Origin of the sequence: Stenotrophomonas rhizophila (assembly GCF_020857975.1) — a bacterium.
Lineage (GTDB): Bacteria > Pseudomonadota > Gammaproteobacteria > Xanthomonadales > Xanthomonadaceae > Stenotrophomonas > Stenotrophomonas rhizophila_C.
Genome location: NZ_JACWUO010000029.1, coordinates 1 through 18,493, shown reverse-complemented (window position 1 = coordinate 18,493; position 18,493 = coordinate 1). Strand labels below are relative to the sequence as shown.

Below are 18,493 nucleotides of genomic sequence, written 5' to 3'. Positions count from 1 at the left end.
GATTGGCCCGGTCGTGGCGACGATTGGTCCCGGATGCGTTGCCGGGCAGGGCGCGCGGGCGCGTGATGCAGGCGCCGGACCGGGCTGCTGCAAGCCCGGCCGGCCTTCCCATCCGACCGGAGCGCCCCGCCATGTCCCTGATCCAAACCACCGCCGTTGCCGTGCTGCTCGCCACTACCACCGCTGCCCCTGCGGCCGAAGGCCTGCGCTACCTGGCACTGCTCAACCGCGCGCACGACAGCGTTACCGCCCTGGCGGTCGCACCGGCCGGCAGCGGACGGTTCCGTGACATGTCCATCGACGCGCTGCCCGGTGGTGGCGGCGCGACCACGGTGGGCGTTGCCGATGCCGGCTGCCGCTACGACCTGCAGGTCGGCTTCCGCAACGGGCGCAGCGTGGTCTATGCCAATGTGGATGTCTGCCGCGGCGGCACCTTGGTGATCAGCGCCATGCCCAAGGATGGGCGTTATGCACGCACGGCCGCGCCGGCGATCCTGCCGGACGTTGAGCGGCGCGCTGCCTCGCGCTGAAGGCGCGGCCCCAGCAGGCCGCGCTCAGGCGAGGTAGTCGCAGTGGATCTGCAGGCTTTCGGTGGCGTTGGGGTGGATCTCGAAGCCGCACACCAGCAGCGCCTGCTTTACCGCGTGGATGGCCGAGGCATGACGGGCGATGCGCCGTTGCTGCAGGGGCAGTGAGGTGAATACGCCCAGTGGCAGCAGGCGCAGGCGCCGGCCATCCAGCACGATGGAAACATCCACGTGGCGGCCGTCCAGATCGTGTCCGTTGGTGCCGAAGATGGCGGCGACCTCGTCGTGGCGGCGCGGGTAGCAGGCACGGAACAGCGCAATGCCGAGCCGCCGTGACAGGCCGCGGAATCTGCCCAGGCCGCCGCCGCCGGGCTCGTAGCCACGGGTCAGGAGCAACTGGATCGTCGGTGGCAGTTGCCGCTGCGCGTCGAGCAGCCGGGCCAGCACGACTGGCTGCAGATGCACCTGCGACGCAGGCCAACGCGGTGCAACCCGCAGCCCGGTGGTGCATCCCTCCGGCAAGGTGATCAGGTTTGGTGGTGGTGGCAAAGGAAACTACTCTTCGACCGGCTGTACATCCCCGCGCCCGATGAGGTTGCGCAGGAGGAAATGCGCAACCTTGATTGCAGGTAGCCCGCCCAGTTGGGTTGATTCAGATCTGGTGTCACCATGCACCGTCAGAATGTTATCGACCAAGTCGAACTCTGCCCTGTACGTCTTTCCGTCGTGCTCGACTTCTATCATCCATGTAACTCCTTGATTGACATGCTAGTGCTGAATGTGTGCGAGAAGATTGATTAGGGTGAACGCCCATTGCCGTTACGCGTCTACTACATCGCTCATGGTTGCAGGCGTGCGCTCTGGCACTGAGCTACCAAGTTGTATCGTAAGAACCCCCGTCCAGCCCCATTGCTCGCCTGCCTTTTGTGCCAAGGCTGCTGCGGGGCTGTCATTGGCCCGTCGTCTAAACGGAATGTCATTATTCTGGCGGCAGCGTTGTGTCAATTGTCCTTGGATGATTCAACCATTCGATTTTCGTTGAAGGCTGTGCAGTAGAGTGCGTAGTTCTTTGGCGGTCGCAATTATTGTCTCACTGTCTGGCACTTCGATTCCGTGAACAAGTTGATTCCGAAAGCGGCGAACTCGATCCGCCAATACGAGGTCCTTCGTGGATAGTTTCATCGCAGACGGAAGTCTCGACCAAGATAATCCCCTGGAAGTTTCCCCTGCCTTGATGGCGCGGTCGCGCAGAAGTTTTTCGTATTGGATCCATAGGGACATAAACTCACCAATCGCGCCTTCCTGCGAGCTTCGTGAAGCCGCGCCCAACGGGGAGAGGGTGGATCCGTCAGATGCCCGAATTCCTTCGTAAGTTGGGTAAAGCTCGGGATGATCTGCGAGTATCTGATCAATGACCTGTTCCGAAATCGGTCGCTTTTCGAAATCCGAGTGCAATGCTGCAATATACTCCTTCAGCCGATCCGGGGTGTTCAGTTCGCCCGCTTTGAGTAGGCCGAAAAGCTCGTCAACCCGCCCTATTGCCGTCTCGTTGACATTCATTCCGTTGAGATTTGCTCTAGCAAAATCAAGGAGCGAAGCAGCGAGATCATAGTGATTGGAGAACTCGCGCCCCGATGTAGAGACCCTTAGCTCTCCTGCTCGCTGAAGACGTTCGAGGGCAATTTCGCCGGAGAGTACGAGTCCGTTCAGCTCATCCAGGATCGCGTACTCTTCATCTGAAAGAATTCCTTGCAACGGCTTGTAAACAAGGTCGTGCTCGACCTCGGACCAGGCATGCATGAGTACGGATGCGACTTGGATCTCCACCTTGGCCTCTGAATACCTCTTCTGTGCCTCATTGAGCGATACTTCTGGGATGCGTACTCGATAGTGAGTAGCCCAATAGCCGGAGAATCGCTTCTTGTAAGAGGGCGCTGCCGTAGTTGGAAAGTCCTTTGCCTCTTTAGTTAGAGAAAACAGGTCTCGAATGATCTTTCCCACCTCTTGCCTCTCGCCGGGAAAGTACAGCGCAACGCGAACGCCGGCAAGATCGATGATGTCCTCATAGATGTCATCTACAGTTCTATAGCTTGCAGTACTAGCGCGTTGCCGTACCTTCACTTCTAGTCTTGCGGGGTTCTTCGCTCGGGAAGTTACAATAGCCCTAAGCCCAGCAGACCTGAGGTTCGACTCAAGGAGCTGCGCGACTATGCGACAGGACTCCTCATAGAAGTCGAACTCCTTTCGGTACCGAGCGATGAACGCCGCGACGAGATCCATCTCCATCTTCATCTCCATGTTCAAATGATTCCTGCGAGGCGTTCTGTTCTGAGTATGATGCCTGCCAAGACTAAAGTTTTGGGGGCGACGGGATCAAGCGTAGGTAGTCCGAAGCTCTACGAGGATACGATCGTCTTGGAGGATGCATGCTCTCTCTTATGGGCGTGACTTCCTAGATGCTTTGGAAGGCTTCGACGCCCTGTGTTGCGATGTTTCTTTATTCTGCGCTCAGCGCCCGGCCTCGGCCGCGCGGAACCCGATCACCTTGTCGAGGGTGAAGCCCGGCAGCATCGCGCGCAGTTCGGCCAGGATCTTCTGTTGCGATTCCTCGGCGCTCTGCACCGGCAGCCCCGCCGCGAGTGCGCGGCGATAGGTATCCAGGCCCGCGGCCTGCAGCGCTGGCTCGCAGTGCGAGGCGGCCGCCACAGCAATCTCGGTGGCGCTGGCGCTGCTGCGATGGTGCTGCTGGGCGTAGCCAAAGTGGCAGTCCAGCAGGGCGGTCAGGAACGGATCCGGCGTGGCCGCCGCATCCGCATCGGGTGTCTGTGCCAGCGCCGGGACGGCAACGGCGGACAGGGCGAGCAGCGCAATGTGCAGGCAGTAATGCATGAGGTTTCCTGTGGCAATAGGGAGCGACCAGCGATCAGCGGGCGGCAAGTCCATCGACCGGCGCTACCTGCGCCATCAGCGCGGCCACCCAATCGATGAACACCCGCAGCTTGGCGCTGACGTGGCGGTTTGGTGGAAAGGCAACATGCAGGGGCATCGGCGGCATCCGCCAGTCCGCGAACAGGCGGACCAGTTCGCCGCTGGCCAGGTGCGGCGCGGCCATGTAGTGGGGCAGCCATAGCACGCCCAGCCCCGCGACGCCGGCGGCCAGGTAGGCGTTGCCGTCATCGACCGCCAGCAGGTGGCGCCCGTTCACGGTGATCTGTTCCGCGCCATGCTGCATGGTGTAGGGCACCACCTTGCCGTTGCGCGACCGCAGGTAGCCGACGATGTGGTGCGGGCTGGCTTCCAGCTCGGCCGGATGGCGCGGCACGCCGATGGCATCAAGATAGGCCGGCGCGGCGAAGAGCCCGGCCTGCAGGTCGCCGATGCGGCGGGCGACCAGCGACTGGTCGGTGATCTGGCCGCCGCGGATCACGCAATCCACGTTCTCGTCGATCAGGTCGATATCGCGGTCGCTGACCCCAAGGTCCAGCTGGATGTCCGGATACTGCGCCACGAAAGCGGGCAGGGCGGGGACCAGCACCAGCCGGGCCAGTGGCGCGGGCACATCCACCCGCAACCGCCCGCGCGGCGCGGCAGCGGCGCTGGAAAGGCTGGTTTCGGCGTCATCCAGATCGGCCAGCAGGCGTTGCACGCGTTCGTAGTACGCCGCGCCGTCGGCGGTGACGTTGACCCGGCGGGTGGTGCGGTTGAGCAGGCGTACCCGCAGTCGCGCTTCCAGCTGCTGCACCAGCTGGGTGACCGTGGTGCGGCTCATGTGCAGGGTGCGCGCGGCCTGGGTGAAGCTGCCGGTTTCCACGACCCTGGCAAAGGCCTGCATCGCGTCGAACCTGTCCATCGCTGCTCCGACCGGGAATTGTTTGGATTCTACAAACAGTGATGGCCACTGTGGGGCGTTTATCGCAGGCCGCGCTGCGCCTAACGTGAGGGCTTCAGTGACGGGCGCTGCGCCCTTGGAGAAAACGATGGCTATCCGTGACGTGGTCTTTCCGCCGGGCCGGCAGGCCCTGTACGAGCGTAACCGCTACTCGCCGGCGGTGCGCGCCAATGGTTTCCTGTTCGTGTCCGGACAGGTCGGCAGCCGCGAGGATGGTTCACCCGAACCGGAGCTGGAGGCGCAGGTACGGCGTGCGTTCGCCAACCTCAACGCGGTGCTGGGCGCGGCCGGCTGCACCTTCGACGACGTGGTGGATGTAACGGTGTTTCTGGTCGACCCGGAGCGGACTTTCGAACGGGTGTGGGCGGTGGTGCCCGAGTTCTGGGGGCATGCGCCGTATCCGGCCCTGACCGGTATCGGTGTGACCTGGCTGTATGGTTTCGATGTGGAGATCAAGGTGATCGTGAAACTTCCAGCGGACGCCCACTGATCGGCGCGCTGCCCGGCTGCGGGGACGCAGGATCGATTGCGGGGAATGGGGCGTAGCGTTGCGTCATGGCGGCCTTTCGAGGGGGCAAGCGCATGCAGCCTAGCGCCCACCGCGCGTACCGTCATCCTGGGCCGGGCCCTTGCGTGCCTCGGTGGGCATGTGTTTCGCACAACATTGCCGGCCTTCACGCCGCTGCGCGGGCTACTTGCCGATAGTGGATTGTCCTTCGGCTTCGTCGCACACCTTCATGCCCCTGATTCCCGAGCGCGTCCGGCGCTGGCCCCGGCCGTGGCGCCTGGCGTTGCTCACGTTGCTGGTGCTGTACGCGCTGTACCTGCTTGCCGGCAACGTGTTCCTCAATACGCCGTTGTTCGATGCGGTGACCAACCGCAAGCCGGAAAAGTTCAGCATGCAGACCGGGCCGGGGCTGACCCTGCTGCCCGGCCATGCCATCGTCTGGAATGTGCGCATGCGCGGCCAGGCCAACCACACCGTGTACATCTTCCGCGCCGACCGGGCCGGCGCCTGGATCGACCTGGTGGCGCTGTTCCGCCGCGAAGTACGCATCCCGCGCATCGATGCCAGCGGGGTGGAGGCGGAGATCGAGCGGGGCGACAAGGCGATCCCGCCGCCGCCACGCGGCGATCGTGGCTGGACGCTGCGCTTCGATGCGATCCACAGCGACTCGATCCGCAGTGGCCGCTTCGGCAGGCTGCTGGTCGCCGGCCAGGGCCACGGCACGGTCGGGTTCCTCAAGCAGTTGAAGGGCGGCCCGTCGGAACTGTTCGATTCCACCGCCGGCTTCGAGCAGGCCACGGTCAGCTTGGACGGGATGAAGCTGCTCGATGACGCGCAGCTGGCTGCGCGCTTCCATTTCCCGCGCCACTACCGTGATCAAGCACCGGGCCTGGGCAAGTTCGACATCACCTGGGCGCAGCTGAAGATCGATGCGCGCAGCCAGGCCATCGCCATCGATACCGCCGGCCCGCACGTCAGGCTGGGCAGCGTGCCGTCCACCGCGCGGCTCAATGCCGACCTGGTGATGGACCGTGGCGTGCTGCAACCGGGCGGGCGGGTGGTGTGGCGGGTGCCGGTGCACGCCGGCGTGCACGCCCCCGACCGCGGCCTGCTGTCGCTGCAGCTGGACGTGGCGCAGGACATGCGCGTGCAGGCCCGCCTGCCGCGCGACCCGGAAACCGGTAGCGAACTGCATGCCGACCTGCGCGTGACGGGTACGAAGATTCCATTCGGTGCACCGGCCGAGCTGCTGCCGCGGCTGACCGGGCAGGTGCGCGGCGCATGGCAGTTCCAGTCCTTGAACTGGATAGCGGACCTGTTCGTGCGCAAACCGTGGTTCCACCTCGATGGCGGTGGCCTGCTCAAGGGCGAACTGCAGATCGCCGATGGGCAGCTGGCGCCGGGCAGCAGGCTGGAGATTCCGCAGGTGGCGGCGGTAGCCGAGGTAGCCGGCGTGCGCATGTACGGTGATGCGCATGCGCTGGGCCGCATCGTCGACGGCGAACCGCCGCAGGTGCAGCTGCAGGTGCAGATTCCACGCTTCCGCGCCGCGCCGACCGATGCGCCCGACGCGCTGCTGTTCGACGGCCGCGCGATGGCGCTGACCCTGCACGGCGACGCGCGCCTGCAGCAGCTGCGCGATGGCGTGCGCGCGCGGCTGAACTTCAGCGATGCGCAGGTGCCCGACCTGGCCGCCTACAACCGCTACCTGGCCAACGACAACGTGCGCCTGCTTGGCGGCAGCGGCCTGCTCAGCGGCGACGTAACGCTGGATGCATCCGGCCGGGTCGGCCAGGGCAGTGCGGACCTGCGTGGGCGCGGCGCCCGCGTGCAGGTGGCCGGCCTGGCCCTGCGTGGCGATGCCCGGCTCAAGGCCAGGGTGCGCCGTGCCGACTTCGACAGCCGCCAGTTCGACCTGGGCGGCACCACCTTGAGCCTGCGCAACATCCATGCCGGCGAACAGGCCGACGACGGCCGCTGGTGGGGCGAGGTGGCGGTGCGCAGCGGGCATATCGATGCGGCCGCACCGTTCCAGGTGGATGCGCGCGCGGACCTGCAGCTGCGCGACGCCGGCCCGCTGCTGGGCCTGTTCGCCCAGCGCAGCGAGTACCCGCGCTGGGTGCTGGGCCTGCTCGATTCGGGGCAGGTGCAGGCCAGCGGGCAGCTGCGCTGGCGCCGCCAACACCTGGTACTGGACGACCTGCAGGCGGAGAACGCACGGCTCTCGCTGCGCGCGCGGCTGGACCTGGGCCATGCACAACGGCGCGGCGACATGTACCTGCGCTGGGGCCTGCTGGGCGCGGGCATCGAACTGGACGGCGAGCAGCGTCGCTGGCACCTGGCCGGTGCGCGTGACTGGTACGCCGAACGGCCGCGCCTGTTGCCGTCGCAGAAGCAGGCGGCGCCCTAGGCGCGATGCGGCCGGGATTATCGGCTCGGACGGACATCCACGCATGGCGTGGATCTACCCCGGCGTGCGTGGATGGCGTCGCCCGTAGATCCACGCCATGCGTGGATGAAGCGATCCCGCCGAAGCCACCGCCCGTAGATCCACGCCATGCGTGGATGAAGCGATCCCGCCGAAACCCTATCGCCGTGAATCCACGCCACACGCGGACGGCGCGACCCCGCCGAAGCCGTCGCCCCGTAGATCCACGCCATGCGTGGATGACGCCACCCCGCCGACACCGTCACCCCGATTCCCACCCTGCCGGGACGGTGCGGTCCCATCCACGTCGCCGTCCCCCAGCCGCTGCGCCAGGTCGGTATCGGCGATGTGTCCGTGCAGGAACAACAAGCCGCTGTAGATGTTCATATCACCGCCTCCACTTGAGTGGCGTTGACGATAAGTGCAGCATGGACGACGGAAAAGCGACATTTCCGCAACCCAGCCTTGAACAGGATTCAAGACGCAATGTCCCGGATGCCCCTGCTGGCCCTGCAGAACTTCGTAGCCGCAGCGCGCTTGGGCAACCTGACCCGCGCCGCCGAAGCGGCGAACCTGACGGTCAGCGCGCTCAGCCACCAGATGCGCCAGCTGGAACAGCGCCTGGGCTATCCGCTGCTGCTGCGCCAGGCGCGTGGGGTGAAGCTCACCCCGGAAGGCCAGCGCCTGCTCGATCAGGTCGGGCCGCACCTGGACGCGATCGGGCAGGCGTTCCAGCCGTTCGCCGCACGCCACGACCGGGTGCTTACGGTCAGCGCGCTGCCGTCGATGGCCTCCAACTGGCTGGTGCCACGGCTGGGCCATTTCGTGGCGGCCCATCCGCATATCGAGATCAACCTGGAATCCAGTGAACGGCTCACCGATTTCGAGCGCCAGCTGCAGGTCGATGCGGCGTTGCGGGTGGGCGCCGGGCAGTGGACCGGCCTGCATGCCGAGCCGCTGTTCGACGAGTGGCTGATGCCGATGGCCAGCCCGGCACTGGTGCAGAAGATGGGCGGGGTGGACGCACGCCCGTTGTCGCAGTGGCCGCTGCTGGGCGATCCCGATGGCGAGTGGCAACGCTGGTTCGCGCTGGTCGGCGATACCGCGCCCACGCGCTACGTGGCCATGCTCAACGATTCCGAATCGCACCACCGCGCCGCGCTGGATGGGATCGGCGTGGCGCTGGGCCGGGTGACCCGGGCGCGGCTGCTGCTCGATTCCGGGCAGCTGATCGCGTTGTCGCCGCAGCGGCTGAAGACACGCTGGTCGCACTGGCTGGTATATCCGCCGCGTTCGGCCAGCCACCAGGGGTTCCTGGCCTTCCGCGCGTGGCTGCACGCGCAGGCCAGCGAGCATGCGCAGCACATGGCGCGGTTGGGGCAGGCGGCCGAAGGCTGACCGGGGCAGGAGCCGGACGTGGATCGATGCCGGCCTGCCGGGTGGTCAGCCGCCAGCCGGCAGCTCACGCAGGCGCACGGCGCGGCAGCGCCTGCGCTGCCTCAGAAGGCGGTGGGCATGACCGCCATTTCGCCGCTGGCGCCGAAGGCCAGCCGATATTTCAGTGGCTTGCCCAGCTCGGCGATGATCTCCGTTTCCCGTCGCATGCTTTCGGCGCCGACACGGCACAGCGCCTTGCCTTCGGGATTGGGACCGGTGCCGAGGATGTGCCTGCCGGGCGCGATATGGAAGACGATCTTTTCCGCGCTGGCGATGGTCGATACCCTCTTCCCATCCAGGTACACCGCGGTCAGACAGGCACTGCCCTTGGCGCCGGCGTCACGCGCAACGATCAACTCCACTTTGTCATCGGCAGCCTGCATGAGTTCCGGTGCGTAGATGCGCTCGGCCGGCGTCGCGCGCGCCGTGCTGGTGTTGATCGGGGTGGTCCCGCATGCGCTGACCGCGATGGCCATACCGATGGCAAAGAAGGTTGTCTTCATCATTTCCCCTGGGACTGTACTGCGTGGTGGTTGGATGCATCGGCCAGGAACGGATGACCGCGGCCGATGCCACGAGGGATTCTATCGTTCCGGGGCGGCGCTGGCGGCGTTGGCAAGCGGGTCCGCGTGCTCAGGCTCAGGGCTGCGCTGCCGGCGCGGGTGTGGGCCAGTAGAAGCTGACCGGGGTACTGCGCGCGCCAAAGATCGCCTGGCCCACCCGCACCACGGTGGCGCCTTCCTCGATGGCGATCTCGAAGTCGCCGGACATGCCCATCGACAGCTCGTCCAGGCCGATCCCGGCGGGCAGGGTGGGGCGCAGCCGGTCGCGCAGTTCGCGCAGGCGCACGAAGCACGGGCGTACCTGCTCGGGATCGGAAGAGAACAGCGCCAGGGTCATCAGGCCGCGCACGCGCAGATTGGGGAAGGCGGGCAACTGCTGCATGAAATCGGCGACCTCGATCGGATCCAGGCCGTACTTGCTGGCCTCGCCGGAGGTGTTGACCTGCACGAACACGTCCAGCGTGCGCTGCTCCAGGGCCAGGCGCTGGTCCAGCGCCTGTGCCACGCGCAGGCTGTCCAGCGCCTGGAACTCGCTGGCAAAGCGCGCCACATAACGCGCCTTGTTGGTCTGCAGGTGGCCGATCACCGACCAGCGGATCGGCAGGTCGGCCATCGCTTCGGCCTTGGCCTGGGCTTCCTGCACCTTGTTTTCGCCCAGCTCGCGGCAGCCGGCCTGCCAGGCCAGGCGCAGGCGTGCTTCATCGACGGTCTTGCTGACCGGCAGCAGGCGCACGCTGGACCGGTCGCGGCCGGCCAATGCGCAGGCCCGATCGATACGCTGGCCGACGACAGCCAGGTTGTGGCGGATCTGCTCGACGGTGCTGGCCTGGGGCCAGTCGGGAGGGACGATGGGCATGCACGGTACCGGAGGGGGACGACCAGGGGCGCCCATGGTGGCATAGGCCTGCGCGGCGCCTGCGGCATCCGGACGCAGGCGCGCCCGGTGCCGGTTCAGGGCGCGCTGGGCGTATTGGGCGTGCTGGGCCGCAGGTAATGGGACTGGCCGTTGTCGCCGAGGAAGATCAGTTCGGGCTTGCCCTGCCAGGAGGTCAACATGGCGCCGGTGCTGTTCTGGTGCTTGATCACCAGGGTGGCGCCGCGGTCGGGATTGGCGGTGACCTTGAACACTTCGGTGGTGCCGCTGGCATCGTCCAGGGTCAAGGTGGCCTCATCGCCGACATCGGCGGTGCCGTAGCTGCCACGTTCGGAGCCGTCGGCGCCGAGCAGGATCATCCCCGACAACGGCGACGGGCGCGGCCCCTGCGAGACCCCCTGGCGGAGCGGGTCGGGCAGCGGGGCGCCGAGGATCATCCGGGCCTGGCCGTTGCCATCCTCGATCACCAGGCCGCGGGCGGTGATCACCCGGTCTTCGGCCTGGGTCTGGTGCAGGCGCAGCGCGGTCCAGCCGGACACCAGCAAGGCAAGGCTGGAAACGGCCAGGGTAGTGAGGGTGAGGGCGCGCGACATGGTGGCTCCGGATCCTTGGAAGGCAGCGACAATACCGGAAGTGTCAATTGCGACACCAGTCGGGAAAGTCTGTATTTGCTGCGAATGCGAATTGGGTCACAGGCAGCTTCGGCATGGGTCATGCGTTCGCCGCACCGATGCGCGTTACCGGCAGTCGTTTGGGAACCGACCCTACCAGCGGAGCGAAACGCCCGCTCGCCACGGGCCCTGGTAGGGTCGCATCCCGATCGACTGCCGATGGCCTGCGCAACGTTCGTTGGTGGCATGACCCAGGAACAAAGGCAGCTCCGGCACGGGTCATGCGTTCGCTGCAGTGATGTGCGTTACCGGCAGTCGTTTGGGAACCGACCCTACCAGCGGAGCGCCACGCCCGCTCGCCACGGGCCTTGGCTTCGCCGCGCCGATGCGCGTTATCGGCAGTCGTTTGGGAACCCTACAGCGGAGCGCAACGCCCGCTCGCCACGGGCGTTGGTAGGGCCGCATCCCAATCGACTGCCGATAGCCTGTGCAACATTCATTGGTGGCATGGCCCCGGAACAAAGACAGCTCCGGCACGGGTCATGCGTTTACCTGCGCGCGGTTCAATGGAAATCGCGGCTGTGCGTGCGCACGCCCTCGATCAGCGCATCGATGTTGTGCATCTGCCGCACGATCAGGTGCTGTATGCCCTCCACCCGTTCCAGGCGGCCGTCGATCTGCATCAGCTGCGCTTCCACCAGTACGCGGTGCTGGCGGTCGGCGATCTTGCGCCAGACCACGGCGTTGACCATGCCGCATTCGTCTTCCAGGGTAAGGAAGGTGACCCCGCTGGCGGTCTGCGGGCGCTGGCGCATGCGCACCAGCCCGGCAAAGCGCACGCTGCGCCCGTGCGGCAGCGCGGCCAGTTCGTCCGAACGCTGGCAGCGGCGCTGGCGCAGCTGGGCGCGGATGAAGGCCACCATGTGCCGGCCCAGGGTGGTGCCGGTGCTGTTGTAGTCGGCCTGCATGTCCTCAAATGCCGTGGGCGGCGGCAAGGCCACGCTGGCTTCGACGGTGGCGCGGGCGGCGTTGAACAACGGCAACGGCTTTTCCACCCCCGATACCTCCCAGCGCGCGCGGTGGCGGTGCCCGCTCAGGCCCTTCAGGGCGCCTGCATCGGCGAGCAGGCCCTGATGGCGGCGGTCCAGCCGCGCGCGCTGGCTGAGATCGGCCACGCTGTCGAACGGCAGGCAGGCGCGCGCCTGCACCAGCGCGTTGGCTACCGCTTCGTTGAAGCCGTCGATCAGGCGCAGCCCCAGCCGGATGCCGAACGGCTGGCCTGCTGCGCGCGGGGGCAGCAGCGTGCAGTCCCAGTCGCTGTGGCGCACGTCCACCGGCAGTACCGGCACGCCGTGGCGGCGCGCGTCCTGCAGGATCTGGTCGGGGCTGTAGAAGCCCAGCGGCTGGCTGTTGACCAGGCTGGCGGCGAACGCCGCGGGGTGGTGGCATTTGAGCCAGCAGCTGACATAGGTGATCAGCGCGAAGCTGGCGGCGTGGCTTTCCGGGAAGCCGTAGCTGCCGAAGCCCTTGATCTGTTCGAACAGGCGTTCGCCATACTCGCGGCTGTGGCCGTGCTGGGCCATGCCGGCCAGCAGCCGGTCGCGATGCGGCTCCAGCCCGCCATGGCGCTTCCAGGCGGCCATCGAGCGGCGCAGTGCATCGGCCTGGCCGGCGGTGAAACCGGCGGCGGCCACCGCCAGCTGCATCACCTGTTCCTGGAACAACGGCACGCCCAGGGTGCGCTTGAACACTTTCTCCAGCGCGGGCGGGTAGTCGATCTCTTCGATGCCTTCTTCCTTGATTTTCTTCCGCCGGTTCAGATACGGGTGCACCATGTCGCCCTGGATCGGGCCGGGGCGCACGATCGCCACTTCGATCACCAGGTCATAGAAACAGCGCGGCTGCATGCGCGGCAGCATCGCCATCTGCGCGCGCGATTCGATCTGGAACACGCCCAGGGTGTCGGCGCGGCAGATCATGTCGTAGGTGGGGCCATCACCTGGCGGAATCTTCGCCATGCTCATCGCCGGTTCGCCATGGGCCTCCAGCATCGCAAAGCATTTGCGCACCGCGGTGAGCATGCCCAACGCCAGGCAGTCGACCTTCATCAGCCCGGTGGCATCCAGGTCGTCCTTGTCCCACTGGATCACGGTGCGGCCGGCCATGGCCGCGTTTTCCACCGGCACCATCGTGGACAGGGGATGTTCGGAAATCACGAAACCGCCCGGGTGCTGGGAAAGATGCCGCGGGAAGTCGACCAGTTCGCCGGTCAGGGCCACCACCCGCCGCATCAGCGGCGTGTCCGGGTCGAAGCCGCGCTCGCGCAGCGCCTCCGGCAGCGGTTCGTGGTTGCTCCAGCGTTCCAGGCAGGCGGCCAGTTCGTTGACCTGGTCCGGCGGCAGGCCGAGCACGCGCGCCACATCGCGCACCGCGCTGCGGCCACGGTAGCTGATCGCCACGGCGGTCAATGCCGCACGCTCGCGGCCATAGCGGTTGAACACGTACTGCAGCACTTCCTCGCGGCGCTCGTGTTCGAAATCGATGTCGATGTCCGGCGGCTCGTCGCGCTCGGCGGAGATGAAACGCTCGAACAGCAGTTCCATGTCGCTGGGGTCGATCTCGGTCACGCCCAGCACGTAGCACACCGAGGAATTGGCCGCCGAGCCGCGGCCCTGGCACAGGATCTGCTGGCTGCGCGCGAAGCGCACGATGTCGTGCACGGTGAGGAAGTAGGACTCGTACTGTTTGGTGTGGATCAGCGCCAGCTCGTGTTCGATCTGGTGGCGCTGCTGGGGCGTTTCACCCGTTGGCCAACGCCATTGCATGCCTTCCTCCACCAGCACCCGCAGCCAGCTGGCCGGATCGTGCCCGGCCGGAACCAGTTCGCGCGGGTAGGTGTATTGCAGTTGCTTGAGGTCGAAGTGGCAGCGCGCGGCGATGCGCAGGGTTTCGGCCAGCAGCTCGGGCGGGTAAAGCGCGGCCAGGGCCTGGCGGGTGCGCAGGTGGCGTTCGCCATTGGGGAAAAGCCGCCAGCCGGCCTCGGCGAGGGTGCAGTGGTGGCCGATCGCGGTGAGGGTGTCCTGCAGGGCGCGGCGGCGGCGCAGGTGCATGTGCACATCGCCGCTGGCCACCAGCGCAATGCCGTGGTCGTGGCCGAAGCGCTGCAGCATGGCCAGCCGCTGCGCATCATCGGCCTGGCGGTGCAGTTCCACCGCCAGCCACAGCCGCTGGGCGAAGCGCGCCTGCAGCCAGGCGGCATCGTCCGGGCTGGGCGCGCGGTCCAGCCACAGGCACAGCAGGCTGTCGGGCAGCGCGTCGAAATCCTCGCGCAGGCAGCGGTATTCGCCCTTGGGCGCGCGCCGGCGGCAGGTGGTGATCAGCTGGCACAACCCGGCATAGGCGGCCTGGTCGGTGCACAGCAGCACCAGCTTGGGGCCGTCCTCCAGCTGGAATTCGGCGCCGGTGATCAGCGCCAGCTCGTGCTTCCGGGCGGCCTGCCAGGCGCGCACGATGCCGGCCAGCGAACATTCGTCGGTGATCGCCAACGCGGTGTAGCCCTGGCCCTTGGCGCGCGCGAACAGTTCCTCGGCGGTGGAGGCGCCGCGCTGGAAGCTGAAGGCCGACAGGCAATGCAGTTCGGCGTAGCCGGGCAGGGGCGTGCTCATGCGAACCAGCCGTGCAGCATGAACGGCCCGCCGCGCGCATCGGCGACGGTGTAGGCCCAGCCGCGCTGGCCGTGCGCGGTTTCCACCACGTAGTAGTCGCGGCGGATATCGCCTTCATCCCACCAGCCCGATTCGATCCGTTCCGGCCCGGAGACGATGCGCAGGTGCGGGTCGTGCAGCGGCTGCGGCTGCGGCAGCAGCCAGCCCGGGCGCAGCGGCAGTGGCGGCGGGGCGCCCTTGGCGGCGTTGCGGGCATCGCCGCTGGCGCGCTCGGGGCGGTGTTCGGCGCGCAGCCCCAGGCCCTGTACGGCGTCATCGCCGAGCCGCGCGCGCAATCGTTCGCGCACCTGTTCCCACGGTAATGCCTGCTGCGGGCGCGGGTCGAACAGGTCGCGTGCGGCCGGCACGAACGGGGGCAGATGGTCGGCCTGCAGGCGCAGTCCACGGCTGCCGGCCGGCAGCTGCAGGTGGTCGATGCGGTTGCGCGCCAGCTCGAACAGCATCGCCGCATCGCGCTCGGGGGCGAGCAGGCCGATGCACAGGCGGGTGTCGGGATGCTGGTCGTGTTCGAACCACAGGTCAAAGCGCAGCACGCCGCCATCGCGCGAGCACAGGAACGCGGCCAGGTCGCCGGTCAGGCGGCGCAGCGGGAACAGCAGGGCCTGGGTGGATTGGATCTCGTACTCGAACTCGATGCGCGCATCGAACCGGTCCGGTGGCTGGAAATAGCGCAACGGCGGCGTGCTGATGCCGCGCAGCGCGTCCAGGTGGGCCAGTACCTGCGGCGCGAAGCGCCGGGCCAGGCTCTCGCGCGGCAACCCGAACGCCGCGCCCAGCGTGCGCAGGCCCGAGCGCGCCAGCACCGTGACCGCCTCGTCCGGCAGGCCGCTGCGTTCGATCGGCAGTTGCGCCAGGGCGGCCTCCAGCTGGTCGGCGCCTACCCCCAGCCGCGCATGCACGCGGGTCAACGCCCAGGCTGCATGCGGATTGGGCGCGGCGACCAGGCGATGGCGGAAACCCAGCTCGTGCAGACCGTCGCACAGGCGTTTTTCGATTGCCGGCCAATCGCCGAACAGGGCGCGGCTGGCGCCGATTTCCAGGGCCAGCGCATGCGGAAAGGCCAGGCTGACCTGCGAGCTGATGCTGTACAGCCAACTGGCCAAGAACTGCCGGGTGGCCTGCTCGGCGCGCGGGTCATGCTCGACCGTGAGCAGGGTGCCGGTGAGCACCTGCGCGGCCGACAGCAGCATGCCGCGGCGCAGGCCGAGCCGTCGCGCGGCCGGGCTGACCGCATGCAGCACGCGGCGCTGCGCCGGCCCGCTGACCAGCACCAGCGGCGCGTCCGGGTCGGGCTGCTGGCGCAGTGCGGCATCCAGGGCCAGCTGTGGCAGCAACAGGCAGGCCCAGTCCATGGCCGCTCAATGCGCCCGGGCCAGCGGCAGGGCCTGCGCCGGGGCCAGCCCGCCGCGGCACTTGAGCACGCGCACCTGGCCGTCCTGCAGGTGCAGGCGCAGCGGTGCGGGGGAGGGGTTGCGTGCCTGGCGCGCGTCGCGGAAGGCAAAGCCCAGGCACTGGCCGGTTTCGGCGGCTACCTGCAGCCGGCGCAGGGCGCGGTCGTCGGCCTGTTGCGGCCAGCACAGCACCGCCGCGCAGGCGGCCGAGCGCAGGCATTGTTCGGCTGCCCACAGCGCATCGCGCGCGGTGGCCTGGACCACCTGCACCTGGCCCAGCGCCAGCCCGGCGCGGGACCAGGCCGGGGCATGCGGCAGGTACGGCGGGGCCACCAGCACCACGGTCTGCTGCTGTTGGCTCAGCCGTGCCAGTGCCGGCCAGACCAGCGCCAGCTCGCCCTGGCCGGGCGCGGCCAGCAGTACCTCCGACAGCGCCGAGGGCGGCCAGCCGCCGCCGGGCAGGCGCGCGTCCAGGGCCGGGTGGCCGGTGGGGTGCGGGGCTGCCTCGGGCGGCGCGCTGCGCGGTTGCCCGCGCCAGACCCTGCGGGTTTCCAGCAGCTGGTCCAGGGCCAGCACCGCGCCCATCAGGGCAGCTCCCGGCAGGGCGGGAACAGGCGGAAACGGGCGTGGGGCAAGGGCATGGCGGGAAAGGGCGATGGCACGGGCGTCAAGGGCCGGGAGCGACAATCCTACCTGCAATTAGTAAAAATGCTAACGATCTTGGCGGGGATGCGTGAACGTCGTCGGGCAGATGAATGCTTCATGCGCGGTTTGTTCAAGCCTGCCGCCAGCCCCTGCCGCGAGGATGGCCGCTCTTCCAGGGAGCAAACCGATGAAACAAGGGTGGTTGAGGGTATATGCGCCGGGGTTCCTGCTGGGGTTCGTGGGGCTGGCGGCGTGGTGGGTGGGCTATCGGCAGGGCGCGGCGGAATGGCTGTTGCCCTTGCTGGCCGTCGCCATCGCGGTGTCTTTCATGGCCGAGCGGTGGTGGCCGTACGACCCGGCGTTCAACCAGAACCGGGGCGATGCCGGCCGCGATGGCATGCATGCGCTGGTCAATGAAGGGCTGAACCTGCTGGCGATCGGGGCGATCCCGCTGGTAGCGGCGTGGGTGCCATGGCAGTTGTGGCCGCAGCAGTGGAGCTTTGGCTGGCAACTGCTGCTGGCGATCATCGCCGCCGACCTGGGCATCACCCTGGTCCATTACGCCAGTCATCGCTGGGCCTGGCTGTGGCGGCTGCATGCGGTGCACCACAGCGTGACCCGCATGTACGGCTTCAATGGGCTGATGAAGCACCCGCTGCACCAGACCGCCGAGGCACTGGGCGGTGTGTTGCCGTTGCTGCTGCTGGGCATGCCCTATCCGGTGGCGGCGGTGCTGGCGTTCGCGATCGCGATCCAGTTGCTGCTGCAGCATTCCAACGTGGACATGCGCCCGGGCTGGCTGGGCAAGGTGATGGCATGGGCGCCGCTGCACCGCTTCCACCACATGCGCTACGGCAGTGCCGGCGACGTCAATTTCGGTCTGTTCCTGACCGTCTGGGACCATCTGCTCGGCACGGCATTCGATGCCCGCTACCGCATGCGGGTGGACGACCTGGGCATCGGCAGCCAGCCGGAGTATCCGCAGGACTATCTGGGTCAGCTGTGCGCGCCGTTCCAGGCGCTGCCGCATGACCCGCCGCCGCTGCCGCCGCCGGGCTTGTTGCCGTCATCGCGGTAGTGGTGCAGCCGCAATCCGGCCAGGTGCTGCGCATGCACGCCGAACATGCGGCGCAGGCTGCGCGAGAAATGTGCCAGGTCGGCGAAGCCGGCGGCATGCGCGCTGGTGGTCAGGCTGTGGCCGTCGATCACCTGCACCAGCGCCTCGCGCAGCCGGCGCCACAGCACCAGGCCACGCAGCGACACTGCCAGGTCCTGCTGGAAACGCCGGTGCAGCTGGCTCTCGGACAGGTGCGCGGCATTGGCGATGGCGGCCACCGGCACACGTTCGGGCAGCCGTGCATCCAGTTCGGCCAAGGCCGCCTGCAGGCGCGGATCGCGCGGTGCGGTGGCGATCAGCGGCAGCAGGCGCGGCAGCAACGCAGGCGGGTCGCACGGCAGCGTCGCCAGCTGCGCCTGCACCTGCGGCAGGTCGACATGGCTGGGTTCCAGCCACAGCGTGCAGCCCTGCGCGGGGACAGCCAGCACTGCATGCGACTGGAACGAGGGCAGCAGCAGGCGCTGGCCACGCTGGTGGCCGTGTTCGCCCTGGATCAGCCATTGGCCGTCGCTGGCCAGCAGCAGTTGGTGCGCATAGTGCGCATGCGCGCCGGTGGTGCCGGCATGGCCCTGCAGCAAGGCGAAATGACGGCCAAGCAGCAAGCTGCCGGCCCAGTGCGGGTTGAAGCGGTCCACGGTACATCCCTTGCCAGACGGGGACAGGGTAGCTCACGGTGCGGTATCGCTGCTTCCGCTTCGCGGATAGCTTCAAAAGCGTTTCGTGCCCCTGCGGGGCGCGAGTCACTTTCTTGCTCGTGCAAGAAAGTAACCAAAGAACA

18 protein-coding genes are annotated in these 18,493 nt (G+C 67.6%); 5 read left to right on the top strand and 13 right to left on the bottom strand.

The genetic code is table 11. The features are described 5' to 3' along the window. Positions 1-131 precede the first annotated feature (131 nt). Positions 132-530, top strand: a complete 399-nt coding sequence (locus IC535_RS17975) for a hypothetical protein (protein WP_228885470.1) — start codon at positions 132-134, stop codon at positions 528-530. Positions 531-554: 24 nt separating this feature from the next. On the opposite strand, the gene IC535_RS17970 is transcribed toward IC535_RS17975, so the two are convergent. From IC535_RS17970 to IC535_RS17950, 5 genes are all read right to left on the bottom strand, one after another. Continuing rightward, a complete protein-coding gene (locus IC535_RS17970) occupies positions 555-974 on the bottom strand; it encodes a hypothetical protein (RefSeq protein ID WP_228885471.1) in 420 nt (139 codons plus the stop codon). A 108-nt stretch (positions 975-1,082) separates the two neighbouring features. After that, positions 1,083-1,271, bottom strand: coding sequence for a hypothetical protein (locus tag IC535_RS17965; protein WP_228885472.1), 189 nt, complete (start codon positions 1,269-1,271; stop codon positions 1,083-1,085). A gap of 276 nt (positions 1,272-1,547) precedes the next feature. Beyond that, complete coding sequence (locus tag IC535_RS17960) at positions 1,548-2,825, bottom strand: GTP pyrophosphokinase (protein WP_228885473.1); 1,278 nt, start codon at positions 2,823-2,825, stop codon at positions 1,548-1,550. 210 nt (positions 2,826-3,035) lie between these two features. Next, the gene (locus IC535_RS17955) at positions 3,036-3,470 is read right to left on the bottom strand and encodes a hypothetical protein (protein ID WP_228885474.1); all 435 of its coding nucleotides are present in this window, start codon (positions 3,468-3,470) and stop codon (positions 3,036-3,038) included. Next, positions 3,451-4,377, bottom strand: coding sequence for a LysR family transcriptional regulator (locus IC535_RS17950; protein WP_228885475.1), 927 nt, complete (start codon positions 4,375-4,377; stop codon positions 3,451-3,453). Before IC535_RS17950 ends, IC535_RS17955 begins: the two co-directional genes overlap by 20 nt. 127 nt (positions 4,378-4,504) lie before the next feature. Here IC535_RS17950 and IC535_RS17945 point away from each other — a divergent pair, with 127 nt between their 5' ends. Beyond that, the gene (locus tag IC535_RS17945) at positions 4,505-4,906 is read left to right on the top strand and encodes a RidA family protein (RefSeq protein ID WP_228885476.1); all 402 of its coding nucleotides are present in this window, start codon (positions 4,505-4,507) and stop codon (positions 4,904-4,906) included. Between the two features lie 247 nt (positions 4,907-5,153). Further along, complete coding sequence (locus IC535_RS17940; protein WP_228885477.1) at positions 5,154-7,334, top strand: hypothetical protein; 2,181 nt, start codon at positions 5,154-5,156, stop codon at positions 7,332-7,334. Positions 7,335-7,511: 177 nt separating this feature from the next. Here IC535_RS17940 and IC535_RS17935 read toward each other — a convergent pair whose 3' ends face one another. Next, the gene (locus IC535_RS17935; RefSeq protein WP_228885478.1) at positions 7,512-7,739 is read right to left on the bottom strand and encodes a hypothetical protein; all 228 of its coding nucleotides are present in this window, start codon (positions 7,737-7,739) and stop codon (positions 7,512-7,514) included. 99 nt (positions 7,740-7,838) lie between these two features. On the opposite strand from IC535_RS17935, the gene IC535_RS17930 reads away from it, so the two are divergent. Continuing rightward, complete coding sequence (locus IC535_RS17930; protein WP_228885479.1) at positions 7,839-8,750, top strand: LysR substrate-binding domain-containing protein; 912 nt, start codon at positions 7,839-7,841, stop codon at positions 8,748-8,750. A 101-nt stretch (positions 8,751-8,851) separates the two neighbouring features. On the opposite strand, the gene IC535_RS17925 is transcribed toward IC535_RS17930, so the two are convergent. From IC535_RS17925 to imuA, 6 genes are all read right to left on the bottom strand, one after another. Next, on the bottom strand, positions 8,852-9,292 hold the full coding sequence (locus IC535_RS17925; RefSeq protein WP_228885480.1) for a hypothetical protein: 441 nt from the start codon (positions 9,290-9,292) through the stop codon (positions 8,852-8,854). Positions 9,293-9,428: 136 nt separating this feature from the next. Continuing rightward, positions 9,429-10,208, bottom strand: coding sequence for a YggS family pyridoxal phosphate-dependent enzyme (locus tag IC535_RS17920; protein WP_228885481.1), 780 nt, complete (start codon positions 10,206-10,208; stop codon positions 9,429-9,431). A 95-nt stretch (positions 10,209-10,303) separates the two neighbouring features. After that, entirely contained in the window at positions 10,304-10,819 is a 516-nt protein-coding gene (locus IC535_RS17915; protein ID WP_228885482.1) for a hypothetical protein, read from the bottom strand. Positions 10,820-11,400: 581 nt separating this feature from the next. Next, positions 11,401-14,502, bottom strand: a complete 3,102-nt coding sequence (locus tag IC535_RS17910; RefSeq protein ID WP_228885483.1) for an error-prone DNA polymerase — start codon at positions 14,500-14,502, stop codon at positions 11,401-11,403. Beyond that, complete coding sequence (locus tag IC535_RS17905; RefSeq protein WP_228885484.1) at positions 14,499-15,914, bottom strand: Y-family DNA polymerase; 1,416 nt, start codon at positions 15,912-15,914, stop codon at positions 14,499-14,501. Before IC535_RS17905 ends, IC535_RS17910 begins: the two co-directional genes overlap by 4 nt. A gap of 6 nt (positions 15,915-15,920) precedes the next feature. Then, positions 15,921-16,538: a translesion DNA synthesis-associated protein ImuA gene (gene imuA / locus IC535_RS17900; protein WP_228885485.1), complete on the bottom strand. Its 618-nt coding sequence runs from the start codon at positions 16,536-16,538 to the stop codon at positions 15,921-15,923. Positions 16,539-16,785: 247 nt separating this feature from the next. Between imuA and IC535_RS17895 the strand changes: the two genes are divergently transcribed. Further along, positions 16,786-17,676, top strand: coding sequence for a sterol desaturase family protein (locus IC535_RS17895; RefSeq protein ID WP_228885486.1), 891 nt, complete (start codon positions 16,786-16,788; stop codon positions 17,674-17,676). Here the strand turns inward: IC535_RS17895 and IC535_RS17890 are convergent. Further along, the gene (locus IC535_RS17890) at positions 17,595-18,350 is read right to left on the bottom strand and encodes a helix-turn-helix transcriptional regulator (protein ID WP_228885487.1); all 756 of its coding nucleotides are present in this window, start codon (positions 18,348-18,350) and stop codon (positions 17,595-17,597) included. The genes IC535_RS17895 and IC535_RS17890 overlap by 82 nt on opposite strands. Positions 18,351-18,493: the final 143 nt, after the last annotated feature.